Genomic DNA, 20977 nt, shown 5'->3' on the forward strand with positions numbered 1-20977 from the left:
ACAAAGCAATTAATATTACACTACTTTTATACTATTTTAATTATACTACTTTATATTCCTAATTTTTTACGTTTTTCATTGATTCTAGCTACTATTTCATCTACTGCCTTATGTGGATCTGGTTGGATAAAGAATTTAGCTCCTACCCAATCTTCCATTTTATTAGTTAAGATATCCACAACTTCTGGACTACCTGTTACTGGAGGAACAACTCCAAGCCAAGTATCAATACCAGAAGCTACTACATAACATCCTATTGAAACTGCTTTCTCTGACATCCATTCTGGAGCTACACCAGCTACTGGTAAATCACTAAAATCTACACCTAAGCGATTAGCTACAGAGCCTACTAACTCTAAAATACGGCTTATATCGACACAAGAACCCATATGAAGTACTGGTGGTATATCTACTAATTCGCATACCTTTTTAAGTCCTGGACCTGCAAGTTCTCTTGCTTCCTTCTTAAGTAATCCTGCTTTAGCTGCTGCTTGAGCTGCACAACCTGTAACAACAACAATAATATCATTTTTGATTAAGCCTTTTATAGTTTCTATGTGACCAAAGTCATGTTGAACCTTTGGATTATTACATCCAACTACAGCTGCTGCTCCTCTTAAAACACCTGCAACTATAACATCTCCTAAAGGTTTTGTAGTCTGCATTGGTCCTATTTGAGAGTTTACAACTCCATCTAATTTATTTAATATTTCTTCTGTACTATATCCAACTACTGCTTCTGATTTAAGTTCTGGTATCATAACCTTGCTCTTATCTCTATTTTTAAAGTTCATTATTGCTGCTTTTACAATTTCCCTAGCTGTTTGAAGTGGATGTTCTTCATCCATTTCCATACGAGTTGATCCCTTAATATTAGCTTTTGGTGAAGTTGTTATGAATTTAGTATGATATGATTCAGATAATTTTGCGAGTGCTGGGAATATACATTGTACATCAACTACTAAAGCTTCAACAGCACCTGTTACTACTGCTAATTCTTGCTGCATAAAGTTTCCTGCTAATTTAATACCACGTCTCATAGTAGCTTCATTTGCAGTACAGCACATACCACAAAGATTTATTCCATCTGCTCCCTGTTCTTTAGCTAAAGCTATCATTTCTGGTTCTTCAGCTGCTTGTACAATCATTTCTGAAAGTACTGGTTCATGGCCATGTAAAACAATATTTACTGAATTGTCTCCTAAAACTCCTAAATTTGCTTCAGTACCTATTGAATGAGGAGTTCCAAACATTATATCACTAAACTCTGTAGCCATATATGATCCCATCCAACCATCTGCTAATCCACATCTCAAAGCCATTTTGATCATAGGTTCAGCATCTGCCATACAGCCTATATGTGTTGAATGCATGATTGAAACTACTTCTCTATCAAATCCTCTAGGAGTTATTCCTAAATTGTCCCAAATTTCTTTTCTCTTTTTAGGTAGGGTTGGTGGAAAATTAACTTCTCCCATTTGTCTACCGAAATCATTTAATCCTGCTTGTGCAACATCATGAGCTATATCGTATATATCTCTACCTTCTGTTGGAACGTTAAATCTTTCTGCTACTTTCATCAATTTCTTTTCATCTTTAACCTTTATATCACCATTTGGAGATGTATGATATAGTTCAAGAGCTATACTTCTACCATGATCTGAGTGAGCAGCTGCTCCACCTGCAACCATTCTAGCAAAATTTCTGGAAACGATAACACCTGCGTCAGCACCACAAATACCTCTTTGTACACCTTTTCCTGGAACTGGGCTTACTCTACAAGGTCCTAAATTACAGTTTCTACAGCAAACACCTGCTGAACCAAATCCACAAGGTGTTTTTAAAGCATCTCTTCTGTCCCAAGCTGTTTCCACACCATCTTTTTTAGCCTTGTCCAACATTTCAAGTGTAGTCTTGTCAATTGAAAGTACTTTTTCATCCATTTTAATAAATTCCCTCCTTGCTGAATTACCCCTTTAAATAATATCGGAGTTAATTCCTCTTAATTACCTAAAACCCTATTGTTTTTTTATTTAGAAAATAATTGTATATAAAAATTACAATTATAATCTTTTTCATTTAATTTAATAAAGAAATTATACTTATGTACCCTAAAAACGTTAAAAATTAAACATCTATTTTCATAAAAATCTCAATATTGCAATAATTACTAAGCAAATTTAACCTTCATTTCTCTATTTTTTAAATTTTTCAAAATCCAATTTGGTAAATTATTGAATGAGATTAAACATGATTTTTAGCATTTGTAAAAATACTTAATAGAATTAAAAGTGGAAAATACATACACTTTTTAAAGATTTTTAAGAAAATATTTGAACGACTTCGTAAATGTCTTTCTAATCATTATAATATCACAACCCATATGTAAAATGCAAAATATTTTTTATTATTTTTCCATTAAAATTTCCAAAATTTAAGTTTACATATATTAACTATAATTATCTATTTTTGAAACATCCCAATATTATGGCATAAAAACATATTATTTGATTTATCATTATAAAATTCTATTTTTCATACACAAGATTGTTAATTTTTTAATTATCATTTATTTAAACTTAAACATTTTAAAAATTTCTGAAAAATAGTTTATATAGATTCTACTTTTCAACTTATTCCAAGCTTTTTACCATTAATATATGTTCGACCCATTTCGACATGAATATTTCGTTTCTACAAGAAAAACATATTTTTTAAAATGTCGATAACATAAAAAATAATATTTTTCATACAAATTTTATATGGTATTCCCATTATTTACATGGAAATTATAATAAAAAAATTTTTATTTATTTAAAATAAATTTTTATAATAAAATAAAAACTTACTTTCTACACAATAAAAATAAAATAATGTACATTAAATAATAATTATTCTACTTTTCTATAATGTTTTAGCATTACTAAATAAAAATTTATTTTTGTAAAAAGGATAAAATTTGCACAAGAGCTATAATTTTATCCTTTAGAGATGGGCGTTAATAATGTTTTGCCTTAATTCTTACTATATATAAATTGTTTTTTATAAATTTCTAGATACAGCAAAATTCAAAATTATAAATTATTTTGTAAAAATAGGATATCATATATTCTTTTTAAAATCATCTTACATACTGATTATTTTTTTTTCATAATTTTCACACAGTGTATAATTAATGAAATAATTTTCAAACTTCAAAGTATTCAGTTTAAATTGATTTCTTCATAAATTTATACATAAAAAAATAAGTAGATTTGCATTTTTTGCAAATCTACTTATTTTAACGCTTTGGCAGGGGCAGTAGGATTTGAACCCACAACCAATGGTTTTGGAGACCACTACTCTACCGTTGAGCCATACCCCTAAGACATTGTCTATTATACAGCATACTATTTTAAATTGCAAGCTTTTTTTAATTATTAGTTTATTATATGTTATGAAACTAAAATTTTAACTAAGTTGAATGATTAATATTACTTTTTTGCAGCTTCACTTTCATAGAATTTTTTTAAAGTTTCTATATTATACTTTAGAATATCCTCATAATTAATTTCACCATTATATATTTTTATATTTACAGTTTTAATATTATACTTTTTTATTATATCTGCATTTTCTTGCAAAACAGCTGGGTCATTATACAAAAATACAAGGTTTTTTAAATCCTTAACTTTGGCTTCTAGATCCCATTTTCCATTAGAATCTTTTACTGTATATATTGACTTAAAACCATTATATTTTATAAAATAATTCATTTCATCTTCTGCAAATACAAAATTACAATCTGTTAATTTACTTACAACAGTTTTTAAATCTTTTTCATGTATTTCGATATTTTTTACTGCTTCCGAAAAATTTTTTTGGTACAAATCTCTATTCTTAGGATCCTTATCTTGTATTGAATTTTTGATATTTAGCAAAGCTATCTTATAATTATCAATATTCATTAAGTAGTAACCATTATCTTTCAAGGTAGTATTTTTATATTTTACTTCTTTGTTATATGATAAAAGTTTTACACCTCTAGAAACATTTATTACTCCAACTTTACTTTTATTTAATTTATCTATAAAATCATCAATCCAAGGCTCAAATCCTGCTCCCATATAAATAAATAAATCCTTTTTAGCTATATTGTTTAAACTATCTGAAGTAAATTGAAAATTTTCTTCATCTATTCTACTTTTAAAAATATAGTCCACAGAATGCATATTTTTAGATATACTTTTAACCATATTGCACAATAATTTATCTGTAGTAACAATGTTTAACTCTATATCTTTTCTTGTTTCCATTTTAACTTCATTGCTATCTGATTTCACTGATTCATTTTGCATTTTATAGCTGCAACCGCTTAATAATATCATACATAAAAATAATAATATTGCGTTTTTCAAATTATTCACCTCATAATTAAGCATATGAAGAAATATTATTGAATACCCTCCACATGAATCTTAAAATAACTCTATAAAATTAGAAATACATTTCTATTTTACATAATGCTTTTTAACAATGCAAATAATTATATTTTTTTACTTCACTCATCTTTTTTCCAAAGCATCCATGCAACCTTTGCATTAACACTATCCTTGATCTTTCCATTATCACTTATGCTCTCTAAATAGCTCTTTATAATATCTTTAGAATTTTCAATTCCTAAATCTTCAAACTGTAATGTATACACCTCTATTGCTTTACTTAAATCCCATTCTTTATTCCACTGAACACTTTTATATTGAATTTCCGCATGTATACCCATGTTCCACAGAATGTTAAAAGCATAATAGATATTATTTTCAAATTTCTTATTATAGCTTTTATCTTTTCCTAATATTTTTTCCCTAAGTTGATTTTTAATATTATCATTTCTATATACAAATCCACTCATAAAACAATATCTTTTTGATGCTTCAATCATTTTTAATAAAGTATCTTTACTATTTATTGCTGGAGTCATAGATGCAAATACAAGATCAAACTTTTTTCTCCAATTATAGTCATCCAAGTTCAAACTTTGCCATGTTTCAACCTTATATTCAATATTATCAATACTCATATCCTTCATATTTTGTATGGCATATTCAATCATTTTAGAGGATATGTCAATGCCAATAATATTCTTTGCATACTTAGAAAATTGTAAAGAATGCTTACCAACACCACAGCCAACATCTAATATAGAAGAATCCTTATTAAGAATATGTTTTGAAGTAAGAAATTTTACTAACTCCATATTTTCTTCTTTATCATTATTATTTATAATTTTATTAAACTCCTCAGCTCTTAGATCCCAAAACTTTTTCGATATTGATAGGTTTTTTCGTTCACATTCATTCCACATTTTCTCAAATACTAAACTATCCATGTTAAACCAACTCCATACATTTTTTTATGATAACCTAAAATATTTGTTACTGTTATTGAATGATTCTATATTTGTAATAAATTTTCCTTTATATAAAACATATTTAATATGTTTTATATAAAATATCTATGTTAAAATTAAATAAGATTATTATTATTATTTAGTGAGGTTCTATATGAAAATAAGCATGGATAGGGTAATAAGAGCTATGTCCATAGCTCTAGATTTATCTCAAATTAGTTCAGAATATGATTCACCAGTTATAGAAAATGTTTCAAACGTTGATTATACAAGTCATAAATTTAAGCACCATTCTATTAGAACTACATATTTGGCTTTAGAAATAGCAAATTTTATAAAACTAAATGAGGAGCAAAAAAAGCAATTATATATTGCTTCTCTTTTACATGATATTGGTGCTGCTAACTATTTAACAAAAAGTCATTCATCAAATTCCTTTATAAAAAAGCATTGCGAAATTGGTGCAGAAATAACTAAATCTTTTCCTATTTTTAACAATATTTCTAGCATAATATTAAATCATCATGAAAACTTTGATGGCAGTGGTGCTATGGGGTTAAGCGGAAATAGTATTCAAATAGAAAGTCAAATTATAAGAATCTGTGATTTAATAGAGATTTTATATAATGAAACTATACCAGCTTTTAAACAAAGAAATAGTATTATATCATGGATCAAAAAAAATGAGAATATAATTTTTTCTAAGAATTTAGTAGATGCCTTCTTACAAGTTTCATCTAAGGACTTTTTTTGGTTCAATATAGAAAACATATCATTTATGGAATTTATATTAAATACTGTATCTCCAAATATAGATGAATGTTTAAATTTAGAACAATTTCAAGATATCGCGTACATATTTTCAAATATAATAGATAATAAAAGTAAATTTACTGCAACTCATTCCAGAGGAATTTCAGAACTTGCTTATACAGTTTCAAAATTCATCGGATACCCTGAAGATAAGTGTATAAAGATGAAAATTTCAGGTTTACTTCATGATATAGGGAAGCTTGCCATTCCATCAAGTATACTTGATAAAAATACTTCATTATCTGCAGAAGAATTTGCTATTATTAAATCACATGTGTATTATACAAAGGTAATATTGGATAGAATTGTTGATATAAGTGATATAAGTGATTGGGCTTCTAACCATCACGAAAAACTTAATGGAAATGGTTACCCTAGATCACTAGTTGGCGAACAATTATCAGAAGAATGTCGTATTATAGGTGTTTGTGATATTTATCAAGCTCTGACAGAAGACAGACCTTACAGGAAGGGATTTGATAAAGAAAAAGCTTTCTTCATAATGAATAATATGGTTAATGAAAATTTTATTTGTGGAAAAGCACTACAATATCTTAAGGAAGCATTAACGTGTGCTAATATTCCTAAATAAGCAGCGTCGCTTTTCTTTTCGCACTGTTTTGGTTAAAATATTTTATGAGGTGAATTTTAATGAATTTTATTGTAGATAATGTAGAGTCAACTATAAATCTAGGAAACAAATTGGGAAACATGTTAAAACCTGGCGATATAATATGTCTTAATGGAGAAATGGGAACTGGTAAAACCCATTTTACTAAAGGCATAGCAAAAGCCCTTGGAATAACCGACCCTATAACTAGCCCAACTTTTACTATTGTTAATGAATATGAAGGGCGTTTAAAGTTATATCATTTTGATGTTTATAGAGTTAATGACCCTGATGAAATTGAAGCTATTGGCTTCGATGAATATATATTTAGTGATGCTGTTAGTATCGTAGAATGGTCAAATTACATAGAAGAATTAATCCCCACAGAACATATATCTGTAAAAATTGAAAAAATACCTGAAAAAGGTATAGATTTCAGAAAAATTTCAATAGAATATTATGGAGAAAGATACGATTATATAAAGGAGTTAAAATAGAATATGAAAATTTTAAGTTTAGATTCAGCTACAGAAGCTGCTACTTGTGCAGTAATAGAAGACAATAGATTACTTGGTGAAATAACCTTTAATTATAAAAAACAGCATTCCATTTTAATGATGCCTATGATAGATAAGCTATTAAAAAATTTAAAAATTGATATAAATTCTTTAGACGGATTTGTAGTTTCAAAAGGTCCTGGTTCCTTTACAGGTCTTAGAATAGGTGCTTCAACAATAAAAGGATTAAGCCAAGGTACCGGCAAACCTTTTGTAAGTGTTTCTTCATTAGACGCACTTGCTTATAATTTAGCTTATACAGATGGAACTATATGTCCTATTATAGATGCATTGCGCAATAATGTTTACACTGCATTATACAACTTTGTTGATAGCAAACTACAACGAGTTAGTGATTACATGATTATTTCCATTGATGATTTAATTAGTACTATAAATGAACAGAACCTTAAAGTTTGTTTTATAGGAGATGCTATTTATAAATTTAAGGAAAAGCTAACAAACAATATAAAAAATATTAATTTTGCTCCTGCACACCTTAATGTAGTAAAAGCCTCTTCATTAGGCGAAATAGGTTTAAACCTTTTAAATTCAGGCATAAAAGATGACTTATATACATTTTCACCTTTGTATATTAGAAAGTCTCAGGCTGAAAGAGAATATGAGAAAAAAATGGAGTCTTTGGCAAGTGAATAATATTGAAATACTGTCTTTAAAGCAGGAACATATTGATAGTGTACTTGCAATAGATGCTTTGAGTTTTCCAACACCTTGGAGCAGAACTTCTTTTGAAAATGAAATCTCAAATAATAAATTTGCAAGATATGTAGTTGCTAAAAAAGAGAATGTTATAATAGGATATGCTGGTATGTGGTTAATTCTTGATGAAGGACATATAACTAATATAGCAGTTCATCCTGAATATAGAGGTATAGGTGCAGGAAACCTTTTACTAGAGGCACTAATGGAACTATGTAAAATTGAATTTGCACATAACATGACTTTAGAAGTAAGAAAATCCAACATAGTAGCTCAAAACCTTTATAAAAAGTATGGCTTTGTAGAAGAAGGTTTAAGAAAAGGATATTATGCTGACAATAAAGAAGATGCCTTAATAATGTGGAACCATAATGTATAAATGTGTGATGTAACTCAAAATAGAGAGGAGTTATAAAGTAAGTGAATGAAGAAAAGAAAAAAGCTCTACAATGTTTAAAAACCTCAAAAGGACAAATAGAAGGAATAATTAAAATGATTGAGGAAGGAAGATATTGCATTGATGTATCTAACCAAATAGTTGCTGCTCAATCACTTCTAAAGAAATCCAATTTATTAATCCTAAAACAACATCTTAATCATTGCGTGAAAGATGCTTTTCTAAATAATACTGGAGATAAAAAAGTAGATGAAATAATAGACTTGCTTTCCAAATTATTAAAAGACTAACATATTATTTTCCATAAATAAAAAAACACTGTTTTTAAAGCCATTTACTTTAAAAACAGTATTTTGTTTTATTTTTATTTAATTACTATTCTATTATAATTTTTCTTTCCTCTTCTAATAAGCATAGACTTATCATTAAAGTTGGCTTTTGTTATTACCATATTGGCATCTGTTATCTTTTCATCATTTATTGTTAGCCCACCTTGCTGTACAAGTCTTCTTGCTTCACTTTTGGATGGAAGTATTTTTGTGTTTACAATTAAGTCTATTACAGTACATCCAAGTTCATCTTCTGTTATTTCTACTGTTGGGACATTTTCCATACTAGCTCCACCAGCAAATAATGCTTCTGCTGCAGCTTTTGCTTTTTCTGCTTCTTCCTTACCATGAACAATCTTGGTAACTTCATAAGCAAGAACTTTCTTAGCTTCATTTATTTCAGCATCTTGAAGTAAACCTAATCTTCTAACTTCATCCATAGGTAGGAAAGTTAAAAGCGCTAAGCATTTTTCTACATCTGAATCTGCTACATTTCTCCAGTACTGATAAAACTCATATGGTGAAGTTTTTTCTTTATTTAACCATAATGCACCCTTCTCTGTTTTACCCATTTTTTTGCCTTCACTATTAGTTAAAAGTGCAAAAGTCATTCCATACGCAGGCTTACTTTCTTTTCTTCTTATTAAATCTGCTCCTGCTATTATATTTGACCATTGATCATCTCCACCTAATTGTAATACACAACCATATCTTCTGTTAAGTTCAAGGAAGTCATATCCTTGCATTAACATATAGTTAAATTCAAGGAAAGACAATCCTTTCTCTAATCTTTGTTTAAAACATTCTGCTGTAAGCATTCTATTTACAGAAAAATGCACTCCTACTTCTCTCAAAAAATCTACATAATTAAGATTTAATAACCAATCAGCATTATTGGCCATTATAGCCTTATCATTATCAAAATCTACAAGAACTGAAAATTGATTTTTAAAACACTCAGCATTATGCTGTATTTGTTCCTTTGTTAACATTTTTCTCATATCTGTCTTACCTGAAGGATCACCAACCATAGCGGTACCCCCTCCAAGCAATGCTATAGGTCTATGTCCTGCTCTCTGCATGTGAGCCATAACCATCATTTGTAAAAAATGGCCAACATGAAGACTATCTGCAGTTGGATCAAATCCTATGTAAAATGTAACTTTCTCCTTACCTAATAAATCTCTTACTTCTTCTTCATGAGTAACTTGTTTTATGTATCCACGTTCCATTAAGGTATCATAAACATTAGCCACTTCAATCACTACCTTTCTATATATTCTTATATTTGCCTTTTTCTATAGTTTCTAGTATATATTTAAAATATTTTTTTATCAACATTTTAATACTTATTACTTTTTTAAGGATAAAATTTAAGACTGGATTTTACATCCAGTCTCTTATTTTAATATTAATTTATTTTCTATTTTAAATTCTAGTTAAGCCACATATTTTTTTATAAAATCTGGCATCTCCTTATCCCCATTTATATTAATATAAATGTCAACATTGCTATTCTCCATTAATTTCTCTAATAAACAAAATAAATGTGCTGCATCATGAAGATTTCCTTCTACAATATTAAACAATCCATCAATAAAAATTGTATCAATATCATAATCTTCTGAAAGTATGCCGCACAAAAAACCGTAAAAACTTTCCTGATTTTTTAAGTAAAATTCGTTAGTAGCAATAAATCTTATTCTTCTATCCAACTCTAGTAGTGGTCTTCTATCATCATCGATATACACAATGTGTCCCTTATTTGTTAAAACCTTTTCATTGGCAAGATTAATTAATGCTTTCGTTTTGCCTGAACCTCTCTTGTTGCAAAATACATGAATCATGTTTACCACCCCTTCTTTAATATTTTATGCCACTCTTATAAGTAAATTATATAATATTCAGAATATTTTTTCAACGTTATTTGGAATAACTTTGAAAAAATTCTGAAATACTTAAACTTTTTATAGAATATATTAAATCTATTTTTTAATATATTCTATTTAAACTTTTTTATACCAGGATATATAACTTTAAATTCACCATCTTTAATAACATTGATAAAACTTACTCTGCCCTTATTTTTAAAAGCTTTCTGCATTCTATTAAAACCTGTTCCATTTTTTATAAACCTTCCTTTTTTGTCTAATGCAATTATTTTTTCATATATCCACATATTTCTTCTCATATAATTAATAGAATTTTTATTTGTTTCCTTTACTAATATTCCAGGACTAGTTATAACAATACTATTAAAATCCACTATTACTTCTATTTCTTTATAATACATTGTATAATCCCTATACAAAACAGCATTTCTTATTCCTTCATATATTGACTCTATAGGATATGTTTTAGGCAATATTTTCTGTAAAAATTCTTCACTTTCATCCAACATAGAAAGGAGATCCCCTTGAATTATTATAGTTTTACCTAAATTTTTGCTAGCTCTATTAATTATTTTTATCATATTATGTGATATATATACATTATTTTTCTTAGAAAAAATTAGAATTCCTCCTAGGGTGGCCATGTGCTTTCCTGAATCCTTATCCATATGTATAATAGATGCATTCTCCATAAGTTCTACTCTATTTTCATCATTTACTTTTATTCCTTGGGAAAAAAAATATCTATCCACTATTTCAGTATCTATACACTTTAAATCACTATGAGGTATTGGAAATAATTCAATATTCAAACTTAAGTTTTCCTGAAGTGATGAAATTATTTCTTGTTTTCTCATAGTATCATTGGTAGAACCCCTTCTTATATAAAAGGCTCCATTATCCTTAATTTGATAAGGCTTTTGAGGTCCATCATATATATTTATAATGGCTACTTTCTTACCTTCGTACTCTATAAATTCCAATGATACAGGTATAGGTGGTTCAATTCTTGAACTCACAATTTGCTGTATTTTTTCTTCACTAAAATTAACATCATCAATTCCTAACACTTTTTTAGTCTTATCTTCTATTCCTATTATTAAATAACCTCTTCCACCTCTGGAATTAGCTATAGCACATATATCCTTTGCTAACTCTTTTCTACCACTATCAGTTTCTATCTCTATAGACTGTTTGAAGTCTAATTTAGTACCTTCTGACTTTTTAAGCAAGTTTAAAAATTTCTTTCTATCCATATTAAAACCCTCAAATTCATTATATAAATATTTATATTCAAAAATTCAGTAAATATTTTAATAGATTTATTATACATCACTTATATAATGATTGTTTAGCTATATTAATAAAAATTTACAATACATTTTACTACATAAATCAATTTTTATAACGAAATCTTACCTTAAAATGAAAACATCATCTGGTAACGAAAAACCAAGTTATACATAGCCTGACAAAGATAATGCAGAGTAATGGTAAAAATAAAATTTAAATATTGTTTTTTTTTTACAATATGCTATAATACATGTATAGAGTATAAATTCTATCATTTTTATAAATAGGTTAATTTTTCCAGGTATTCTATTCTCCTTTTCTTCATAGGAGGTAAGTTATCCAAGAAAATTAGTCCTATGATTTTAAGGAGGTTTTTTTAATGGCAGATAAGACTATCGTATGTAAAGACTGCGGAAACGAATTTGTATTTACTGAAGGAGAACAAGAATTTTACAAAGAAAAAGGATTTGAAAATGATCCTGTAAGATGTCCTGATTGTAGAAGAAAAAGAAAAGCAGAAAAAAATAGAATGAGAAATAGCTAGTTAAAAACTATTTAAAAAAAAAGAGGTTTTAAAACCTCTTTTTTATTATTTCTTTACAACATTAGCCTTTTTTAATACTTTTCCTAAAGGTAGTGCTAAAGCCATCCCCGCTACAACTTGAGCTATATTTCCAGGAATTTCAGCTGCTGATAAAACAAAAGCTTGTGCAAATGCTATTTTAGTTACAAAATGCATTATCATAGCTCCAGCTAAATAATATGCACCTATCATCCATATTCCACCTAAAATAAATGCAAATACATTATTAAAAATGTTATTACCATCGTAATCTTTTCTATAAGCTATTGTAGCTGCTATATATGCCATAACTCCTTTTATTACAAAAGTGAAAGGAGCCCATATAGCATAAGGTGAAAATAAGTCAAATATACACATTCCTATTGCTGCTGATAGAAAGCCTTTTTTCTTTCCTAAAAGTATAGCAGCTAAAAATACCATGCTATCACCAAGATGAACTACTCCTTTAATAATTACACCACTAGGTATATTAATTACAGCTGTAGCAATATATGTGATAGCTGCCATTAATGATATTTGAACTATATCATTGATTTTTAGTTGACTACTAGCCAGATTTTTATTTTCCATTTCTAACTACACTCCTTACTCAAAAATTATTTATAATCATTATATTAACATTTTTCCTAATTGCAAAATGTATGGGTACACTCGTTGAAAATTACAGAAAATTCAAACTAAATTTACCATAATAATTTTTTATGATAATGCTAACACTAATACTATTGTGTATATTAATCTAAGTTTATTTGAAATTTTTTTTATTTTCTATAATACTAAATTGTTTTTTACAGGAGGTAACATATATGATATTTTTACGCTGGCTAGGTGGTTTTATTATATTATTCTGGATAATAGGCTTAATCTTTAAAATAGGTGGAGGATTTATAAATCTTCTTTTACTATTTACCGCTTTAGTCTTTGTTATTGATGCTCTATTAGGTAAAAAGAAGGGAATATGATATTTTTTTTACTCTGGTTCCAAATTAGACTGTTGGAATCAGAGCTTTTTTGTTTATTTTGATATGTACTTAATAATACAGTCATGTTATAATTTATTTTGTGTGAGAAGGGGGTAAAAAAAAGTTATGTTAAACTTCAATATTAAAAGTACTTCAGGGACAGCACGCAATCTGATTTCTAAAGCACTTGACTTGTTAAATAGATATTACTTTATACTTATAGGTTTGTACCTTTTAAAAAGAGCTGTAGGTGTTGCACTACATTCTAATTCTGGCGTAGATTATAAAACGTATCTTTTTCTACTAGCTTTTGCCAGCTTTACAGCATATTCTGATATGAGAAAAGATGTTAAATGGATTCCATTCCTAATACTATGCATACCTTTTCTGATGTTTATATCCTACATAAATGTTCACGGATATGAATTCTGGGGAAAAATGTTAAGTTGGCAAATAAGTAGAAATATTGTTGTTGATTTAAACCCTATATTCAGTAAAATACCTTTTAATGATGCTGGTTTTGCAAGAGTATACATGCCTGAAACTCTTACTTGGATTTTAAGAATGGTTTATAATAATGGTTTTGTTCTACCTGTTTTACTTCCTCTTTACAGAGCTGCCATATCTAAAGATTTTAAGAAAATGATTAGATATGCTTTAGGTGGACATGTTTTACAAGTATTTTTAATTACTCCATTTTATTTAACCTTCCATCTTCAAGAAGTTTGGTATGTACTTGGACATCCTGATGGATTAAATAGACATTTAAGTCCTCAGGCGGCTGCAGGTGTTGCTCTTAATTGTTTTCCATCCATGCATACATCTATAGCCTTTGCTATGTTTTTACTAGTTATAAGGGAAAAGAATAAACTATTCAAGTATTTGTGGGGATTCTTTTGTTTAAGCGTAATATTCTCTACAATGTACCTTGAAATACATTGGGTTATTGATGTTTTAGGTGGATTACTTCTTGCATATTGCAATGTCAAATTAGTAGATTTTATATTAGACAAAGGTAAAGCAATAATATCAACACCTCTTACTTCTATATATTATAAAACTATTCGTTCAACATACTTAACTGACTACAATTTTCGTTCATTATAATACTAAAATTTAAAGGCTTAAACTTTAATTGTTAAAATACAATTAAAGTTTAAGCCTTTTATAATTTGTACTAATTATTCAGATTTACCTATATCAGATAAAGTGAGTCCCTTATTGTGCTCTAAAGCCCAATTTATAGCCCATTCACTTTGGAATATAAGTATGTTTCTATCCTTCAAATCTTTTACTAACTTTGTATCACTAGTTAGAACAAGCTTTTCAGGGTTTACTTCTGAACTTTCTATCCATCTTATATTTCTATAAGCAAGCATATCCATTTTAATATCTACATTATATTCGTTTTTCATTCTATATTCTAGAACTTCAAACTGTAATACACCAACTACTCCTACTATAATTTCCTCTATACCTATATGCAATTCTTTAAAAACTTGAATAGCACCTTCTTGGGAAATTTCTGTTATTCCCTTTATAAATTGCTTTCTCTTCATAGTATCTATAGTTTTTACTCTTGCAAAATGTTCTGGAGCAAATATTGGTATTCCTTCAAACTTAAACTTTTTAGGACTTGAACATAGAGTATCTCCTATTCTAAAAATACCTGGATCAAACACTCCAATTATATCTCCAGCATAAGCTTCCTCTACTATTTCTCTATCTTGCGCTAAAAATTGCTGTGGCTGCGCTAGCTTTATCTTATTTTTTCCTTGAACATGGAAAACTTCCATTCCCTTTTTAAATTTTCCTGAACATATTCTCATAAATGCAATTCTATCTCTATGAGCAGGGTTCATATTGGCTTGTATTTTAAATATAAAGGATGAAAATTTTTCCTCAAATACATCCACTTCCCCTTGATCAGATTCTCTGGATAATGGTGCAGTTGTAAGCTGTAAAAATTCTTTTAAAAATGGCTCTACTCCAAAGTTTGTAAGAGCACTTCCAAAAAACACAGGTGTTAGATTTCCTTCTCTCACCTTGTTTAAATCAAATTCATCACCAGCAATGTCCAATAGCTCTATATCCTCTTTTAGTTTTTCATGAAGAGCATCTCCAAGTAAATCTTTAAATACATTGTCATCTACATTGCCTTCCATTGCCTCTACCTGAGTCTGACCATGATTTCCTCCACCAAAAACCTCTATAAGTTTTTTATTTCTGTCATAAACTCCCCTAAAATCTGCACCTGATCCAATTGGCCAATTCATAGGATAAGACTTAATTCCTAATACTTGTTCTATGTCCTCCATTAGTTCAAAAGGATCTTTGCTTTCTCTATCCATTTTATTTACAAATGTAAATATAGGTATTCCTCTAAGGCTGCATACATGAAATAACTTTTTAGTTTGTTCCTCAACTCCTTTTGCAGAGTCAATTACCATTACCGCGCTGTCTGCTGCCATTAATGTTCTATATGTATCTTCACTGAAGTCTTGATGTCCTGGTGTATCCAATATATTTATACAGTAATCATCATAGTTAAATTGCATAACCGAAGATGTAACTGAAATACCTCTTTGCTTTTCTATTTCCATCCAGTCAGATACTGCATGTTTTGAAGCTTTTCTTGCTTTAACCGAACCTGCTAATCTGATTGCTCCTCCATACAACAATAATTTTTCAGTAAGTGTTGTTTTTCCGGCATCCGGGTGGGATATTATGGCAAAGGTTCTTCTTCTTTCGATCTCTTTTGTTAAATCTGCCACACTTCTCTCTCCTCTTTATTTTTTTGCTTTCAACAATGATTTTAACTTTATTATGAACCAATGTCAACTTAACTTATTATAGATTTAATTAACTACATACAATATAAAATATTTAAAAATTACTAAATGAAGTTGCTATATATGGTAAACGTTTAATTTTTGTATAAACCTTTCTTCACAGCTAAATATTCTGTTTACTCTGAATTTCTTTTAACTATACAAATGTTATAATAATCATGTTAATAAAACTATAATTTTGGAGGTTAGAAATGTACAAGTTATTAGCTCTTGATATGGATGGTACTTTATTAAATGAAAATAAAACTATATCTAAAGAAAACTTTCAAGCTATTCAAAATGCTAAAGAAAGAGGAGTTAAAGTAGTCTTAGCCACTGGAAGACCTTTAAAGGGTATAGAAAAATATTTAAATCAATTGAATTTAATCACTGAAAATGACTACGCTGTTGCTTTTAATGGTGCTGTAATTCAAAATACTAAAACTGGTAAAATTTTATCAAAAACTTTAATGACAATGGATGATGTTAAATATCTATACAGTTTAAGCAAAAAGTTAAATGTTAATATTCATATATCTACTCCTACGTCTTGCATAACACCTAAACTCAATAAATATACTGAGCATGAAGCTGCTATAAATGGACTTGATATTGAATTATTAAACTTTGACGATGTGAATCCAAATACAACTGTAATAAAAGTAATGTTTATAGATGATGAAACTTTATTGGACAATGCTATTAAACAGCTTCCTGATGAAGTTTATAGCAAATATACTGTAGTAAGAAGTGCTCCTTTTTTCCTTGAATTTATAAATAACTCTGCAAATAAAGGTGTTGGCGTTGACATATTGGCCAAAAATCTAGGCATAAAAAGAGAAGAAGTAATATGTATGGGTGATGCTGGCAATGATATTCATATGATAAAATATGCTGGTCTTGGAGTAGCTATGGGTAATGCTTTTCCTGAAATTAAGGAAATTGCAGACTATGTGACAAAAACTAATGAAGAAAATGGAGTAGCCCATGTAATAAACAAGTTTATATTAGAGGATAAAGTGTGCTAAATATAATAAAACAAAAATATGATTGATAGGAAAACATATCCATATAAATCATATTTTTTTATGAATTATTTCATTTCTCTGCTAATAGACACAAATGCTCTTTTACATAATCAATGTCTTTTTCGTTTGCTAATACGACTAAATAATCTCCTACACAGATCGATGTATTTCCTTTTGGTATAATTTCTTCTGCGCCTCTTTTAACTGATACTAATAAACATTGATCCGGCCATTTAACTTCCTTTATCTTTTTACCATCCAGCGTTGATCCCATACAAACAGCTATTTCTATAATTTCTTTATTTCCCTCTTCACATTGAAATTCACTAACATTTTTATTTAAAAATTTTTTAAGCAATACCTCATATATTGGCTTTGATTTCATTATATCTGCAGTAACGTATGCTGTTAAACATACTAAACTAAGTGAAAGCAAATGGGAAAATGACCCTGTCATTTCAGTAATTAAAACGCATCCTGTTATAGGTGATTTAACAGTTGCAGCAAAGTAGCCTGCCATACCTAGTATTATTAGATTATTTATATAGCTTTGGTTAAATCCAAATAAACCCTTTATCAAATCACCATAGCTTATTCCTATTAACCCACCAATAACTAAAAGGGGAAGGAATATTCCGCCTGGTGCTCCACATCCAAAACTTACCATAGTAAAGAAAAATTTCACTATTAGCAATATTAATAATACCTTTAATGGAAAAGAATAATTTACAAGAGAACCTATTATCTCATGTCCTCCTCCTAAAACTTGTGGTAAAGTCAATCCAACTACTCCTGATATGATAAATGCTATTATAGGTCTTGCTTCTGGAGATAACCATTTCTGTTTAGCATATAGTTCCTGACTTTTAAATATACACTTATTAAAAGCTACACCGAATATTCCTAAAACAATACCCAATATGATTATATAGAAATAATTATTTAGTGGTATTGGTCTTAAATTTTTAAAATCAAATACTGGTTTTAATCCAAAAAAGTTTTTACAAACAAAATCTGAAGTTATAGATGCTGCTAATGCTGTTGTCATAACTATAGGTGAAAAATTTTTATGTACTTCTTCTAAGGCGAAAATCACACCTGCTAAAGGCGCATTAAATGCTGCAGCAAGACCTGCACTAGCTCCACTGGTTATAAGAAATTTTTCTTCCACTTTAATTCTTTTAAAAATTCTTCCAACACCTTGTCCAACAGCTGCTCCCATTTGAACAGAAGGACCTTCTCTTCCTAAAGATAGTCCAGCACCTATACAGATAACACCTCCTAAAAATTTAGCCAGTATTACTTTCCACCAATTCATAGTAAGCTTCCCGGCCACTATTCCTTCAACTTGTGGTATACCACTTCCTGAGGCCATAGGTTCCTTTTTCATAATTATTCCTACAATCCATCCACCTATAACAAGAATTATTACCCAAATTGGAATTAAGAAAATGTTTTTTAATTGTAATGCATAAATATACTTGGCGAAACTAAGTGCTTTCTCCAATGCATATCTATAGCTTACAATTAATAATCCTGAAAAAAATCCTACTATTATTCCTTCTAAAATAATTTTTAATTTAAAATTATTCCACTTATATAAAATATTTTTAGTATTATTTATATTAGTCAATTTCAACCTCCCAACCATGAAATTAAAAAGATGCATATTAAAACGCATCTTTTTTAGGTTATAAAATTATTTTACCACTTATTATCTACTTAGATACAGGAATAAAGCCAATTTTTTTCTGCATCTTTCTAAGCATTTTATTAGAAACATAATAAGCTTTTTCTGCACCTTTTTTATATATGCTTTGAAGATATTCCTTATCCTCTGTAAATTCTTTCACCTTTTTCTGTATAGGTTCTAATTCATTTACTATAGCTTCTGCTACATCATTTTTAAATTGAGCATAACCCTGACCTTCATATTTCTTTTCTATGTCTTCAATACTCATACCTGTAATAGCATTTAATATTGTAATTAAATTTTTGATACCTGGTTGATCATCTGTATATTTAACTACTCCTATACTGTCTGTAACACATCTGTTTATCTTTTTTCTTATAACCTCTGGTGGGTCCATAATTAATATATAGCTATTAGGGTTATCTGAGGATTTTGACATCTTCTTAGTAGGTTCCTGTAAATCCATTATTTTTGCACCTAGCTTTGGTATATATCCCTCTGGTAATTTAAAGGTTGGGCTATATAAATTATTAAACCTTTGTGCAATATCTCTTGTAAGCTCAATGTGCTGAGTTTGATCCTTACCTACAGGAACTAAATCTGCATTATATAATAATATATCTGCTGCCATTAATACTGGATAGTTTAAAAGTCCTGCACCTATTGAATCTCCATATTTCTTTGATTTGTCTTTATATTGGGTCATTCTTCCTAATTCGCCAACGTATGTCGCACAACAAGTCAATAACCAGCTTGCTTCACTGTGTGTAGGTACATGTGACTGTATAAATATAGTATTTTTTTCAGGATCAATACCTGCTGCTAAATATATTGCTAACACTTCTAGTGTTCTTCTTCTCAAATCTTTTGGTTCCTGTCTTACAGTTATAGCATGAAGATCAACTACACAAAAGTAGCAATCATATTCATCTTGGAGTTTAACCCAATTTTTTAAAGCTCCTAAATAATTTCCTATAGTTAAATTTCCTGATGGTTGAATTCCACTAAATATTACTTTTTTATTTTCTTCCATTTTGATTACCTCCTAGTATGTTTATATAAAAAAGCCCTATGATTTTCATTAATCATAGGGCGTGTTAACACTGTGCCACCTAAATTCAAAAAGATAATAAATCTTTTCCTTGCTTAAGATACATACATATCCTGCCATTATAACGTATGGCTTACGTCAAAAGAGTACTTTAAATTCATCCCGATCCTCCAAGATCCATTCTGTTTAAGCATAATTACTGTAATCCCAGCCACCTACAGCTCTCTTTAAATTTGTTTTTAAACATACTTGCCTCTTATCAAAGGATTTTTACATATATAATTCTTTTAACTTATATTATTCCTTAAACATTAAATTGTCAATATATTATTTAAATTTTATTTTTTCCACAAACCGTGAACATTACAGTATTCTCTAGCAAATAAAATTTCTTCATCTACTTTAAATATAGCTTCTGGCTTTTCTCCTGGTTTTAAATACTTTCTATATACTTTATTTGCAGTATGAACCTCTATCCATTCAATATAATGATTTTCCAACATAGGATGTTCAACTTCCCCAACTTTTACAACTATACCATCTTGTAATTTTTCTATGACAGGTACATGTTTTTCAACTGCAGCATCCATAGTATTTTCTGAAAGAAGAGTCATAGGCTTTCCACAACACACTAAAGTTCCTCCGGCTTTATGGATAACCTCTACCATATTACCACAAATTTCACACTTATAAACTTGTCTAACATCTGTCATTGTTATTCCTCCTTAACATTCTATATTTACTAATAATAATTCAACATAATTTATTAAATTCCTTCTTATTTTTTAAATTTTCTTACTTTTCATTCTAACTTTTCATTAATATAACA

At 28.7% G+C, this 20977-nt stretch carries 20 protein-coding genes, 1 tRNA gene and 1 other annotated feature; of the genes, 9 read left to right on the plus strand and 12 right to left on the minus strand.

What is annotated here, in order from left to right; all coding sequences use genetic code 11:
- Nucleotides 1-50 precede the first annotated feature (50 nt).
- From cooS to Ccar_RS18855, 4 genes are all read right to left on the minus strand, one after another.
- The gene (gene cooS, locus Ccar_RS18840; protein ID WP_007061829.1) at nt 51-1943 is read right to left on the minus strand and encodes an anaerobic carbon-monoxide dehydrogenase catalytic subunit; all 1893 of its coding nucleotides are present in this window, start codon (nt 1941-1943) and stop codon (nt 51-53) included.
- A 1346-nt stretch (nt 1944-3289) separates the two neighbouring features.
- A tRNA-Trp gene (locus Ccar_RS18845) sits at nt 3290-3364 on the minus strand.
- A 109-nt stretch (nt 3365-3473) separates the two neighbouring features.
- A complete protein-coding gene (locus Ccar_RS18850; protein WP_237737291.1) occupies nt 3474-4406 on the minus strand; it encodes a metal ABC transporter substrate-binding protein in 933 nt (310 codons plus the stop codon).
- 134 nt (nt 4407-4540) lie between these two features.
- A complete protein-coding gene (locus Ccar_RS18855; protein WP_007061827.1) occupies nt 4541-5368 on the minus strand; it encodes a class I SAM-dependent methyltransferase in 828 nt (275 codons plus the stop codon).
- Nucleotides 5369-5543: 175 nt separating this feature from the next.
- Here Ccar_RS18855 and Ccar_RS18860 point away from each other — a divergent pair, with 175 nt between their 5' ends.
- The 5 genes from Ccar_RS18860 to Ccar_RS18880 are packed head-to-tail and all read left to right on the plus strand — an operon-like array spanning nt 5544 to nt 8776.
- Entirely contained in the window at nt 5544-6794 is a 1251-nt protein-coding gene (locus Ccar_RS18860) for an HD-GYP domain-containing protein (protein WP_007064364.1), read from the plus strand.
- Nucleotides 6795-6853: 59 nt separating this feature from the next.
- Nucleotides 6854-7309, plus strand: a complete 456-nt coding sequence (gene tsaE / locus Ccar_RS18865; protein WP_007061824.1) for a tRNA (adenosine(37)-N6)-threonylcarbamoyltransferase complex ATPase subunit type 1 TsaE — start codon at nt 6854-6856, stop codon at nt 7307-7309.
- Between the two features lie 3 nt (nt 7310-7312).
- The gene (gene tsaB / locus Ccar_RS18870; RefSeq protein ID WP_007061823.1) at nt 7313-8026 is read left to right on the plus strand and encodes a tRNA (adenosine(37)-N6)-threonylcarbamoyltransferase complex dimerization subunit type 1 TsaB; all 714 of its coding nucleotides are present in this window, start codon (nt 7313-7315) and stop codon (nt 8024-8026) included.
- On the plus strand, nt 8019-8468 hold the full coding sequence (gene rimI, locus Ccar_RS18875; RefSeq protein WP_007061822.1) for a ribosomal protein S18-alanine N-acetyltransferase: 450 nt from the start codon (nt 8019-8021) through the stop codon (nt 8466-8468). Before tsaB ends, rimI begins: the two co-directional genes overlap by 8 nt.
- A gap of 41 nt (nt 8469-8509) precedes the next feature.
- A complete protein-coding gene (locus Ccar_RS18880; RefSeq protein ID WP_007061821.1) occupies nt 8510-8776 on the plus strand; it encodes a metal-sensing transcriptional repressor in 267 nt (88 codons plus the stop codon).
- 74 nt (nt 8777-8850) lie between these two features.
- Here the strand turns inward: Ccar_RS18880 and tyrS are convergent, their stop codons facing one another.
- The 3 genes from tyrS to Ccar_RS18895 form a co-directional block, all read right to left on the minus strand.
- A complete protein-coding gene (gene tyrS, locus Ccar_RS18885; RefSeq protein WP_007061820.1) occupies nt 8851-10071 on the minus strand; it encodes a tyrosine--tRNA ligase in 1221 nt (406 codons plus the stop codon).
- Nucleotides 10072-10254: 183 nt separating this feature from the next.
- Entirely contained in the window at nt 10255-10662 is a 408-nt protein-coding gene (locus Ccar_RS18890) for a hypothetical protein (RefSeq protein ID WP_007061819.1), read from the minus strand.
- Between the two features lie 155 nt (nt 10663-10817).
- A complete protein-coding gene (locus tag Ccar_RS18895; protein WP_007061818.1) occupies nt 10818-11963 on the minus strand; it encodes an AlbA family DNA-binding domain-containing protein in 1146 nt (381 codons plus the stop codon).
- A gap of 416 nt (nt 11964-12379) precedes the next feature.
- On the opposite strand from Ccar_RS18895, the gene Ccar_RS18900 reads away from it, so the two are divergent.
- Entirely contained in the window at nt 12380-12544 is a 165-nt protein-coding gene (locus tag Ccar_RS18900; protein ID WP_007061817.1) for a zinc-ribbon domain-containing protein, read from the plus strand.
- Nucleotides 12545-12589: 45 nt separating this feature from the next.
- On the opposite strand, the gene Ccar_RS18905 is transcribed toward Ccar_RS18900, so the two are convergent.
- The gene (locus Ccar_RS18905) at nt 12590-13153 is read right to left on the minus strand and encodes an ECF transporter S component (protein ID WP_007061816.1); all 564 of its coding nucleotides are present in this window, start codon (nt 13151-13153) and stop codon (nt 12590-12592) included.
- 236 nt (nt 13154-13389) lie between these two features.
- Between Ccar_RS18905 and Ccar_RS27115 the strand changes: the two genes are divergently transcribed.
- Nucleotides 13390-13545 (plus strand): DUF5670 family protein, encoded by a 156-nt coding sequence (locus Ccar_RS27115; RefSeq protein WP_007061815.1) that lies wholly within the window; start codon nt 13390-13392, stop codon nt 13543-13545.
- Between the two features lie 126 nt (nt 13546-13671).
- The gene (locus Ccar_RS18910; RefSeq protein WP_007064363.1) at nt 13672-14652 is read left to right on the plus strand and encodes a phosphatase PAP2 family protein; all 981 of its coding nucleotides are present in this window, start codon (nt 13672-13674) and stop codon (nt 14650-14652) included.
- A 74-nt stretch (nt 14653-14726) separates the two neighbouring features.
- Here the strand turns inward: Ccar_RS18910 and Ccar_RS18915 are convergent, their stop codons facing one another.
- Nucleotides 14727-16319: a peptide chain release factor 3 gene (locus Ccar_RS18915; protein ID WP_007059323.1), complete on the minus strand. Its 1593-nt coding sequence runs from the start codon at nt 16317-16319 to the stop codon at nt 14727-14729.
- Nucleotides 16320-16588: 269 nt separating this feature from the next.
- Between Ccar_RS18915 and yidA the strand changes: the two genes are divergently transcribed.
- Entirely contained in the window at nt 16589-17404 is an 816-nt protein-coding gene (gene yidA, locus Ccar_RS18920) for a sugar-phosphatase (protein WP_007059322.1), read from the plus strand.
- 70 nt (nt 17405-17474) lie between these two features.
- Here the strand turns inward: yidA and clcA are convergent, their stop codons facing one another.
- From clcA to Ccar_RS18935, 3 genes are all read right to left on the minus strand, one after another.
- Nucleotides 17475-19037, minus strand: a complete 1563-nt coding sequence (clcA, locus tag Ccar_RS18925) for a H(+)/Cl(-) exchange transporter ClcA (protein ID WP_007059321.1) — start codon at nt 19035-19037, stop codon at nt 17475-17477.
- Between the two features lie 85 nt (nt 19038-19122).
- Nucleotides 19123-20130, minus strand: a complete 1008-nt coding sequence (gene trpS, locus Ccar_RS18930) for a tryptophan--tRNA ligase (protein WP_007059320.1) — start codon at nt 20128-20130, stop codon at nt 19123-19125.
- A gap of 52 nt (nt 20131-20182) precedes the next feature.
- Nucleotides 20183-20420, minus strand: a binding site (T-box leader).
- A 66-nt stretch (nt 20421-20486) separates the two neighbouring features.
- Complete coding sequence (locus Ccar_RS18935) at nt 20487-20861, minus strand: desulfoferrodoxin (RefSeq protein WP_007059319.1); 375 nt, start codon at nt 20859-20861, stop codon at nt 20487-20489.
- Nucleotides 20862-20977: the final 116 nt, after the last annotated feature.

The organism is Clostridium carboxidivorans P7, assembly GCF_001038625.1.
GTDB classification, from domain to species: domain Bacteria; phylum Bacillota; class Clostridia; order Clostridiales; family Clostridiaceae; genus Clostridium_AM; species Clostridium_AM carboxidivorans.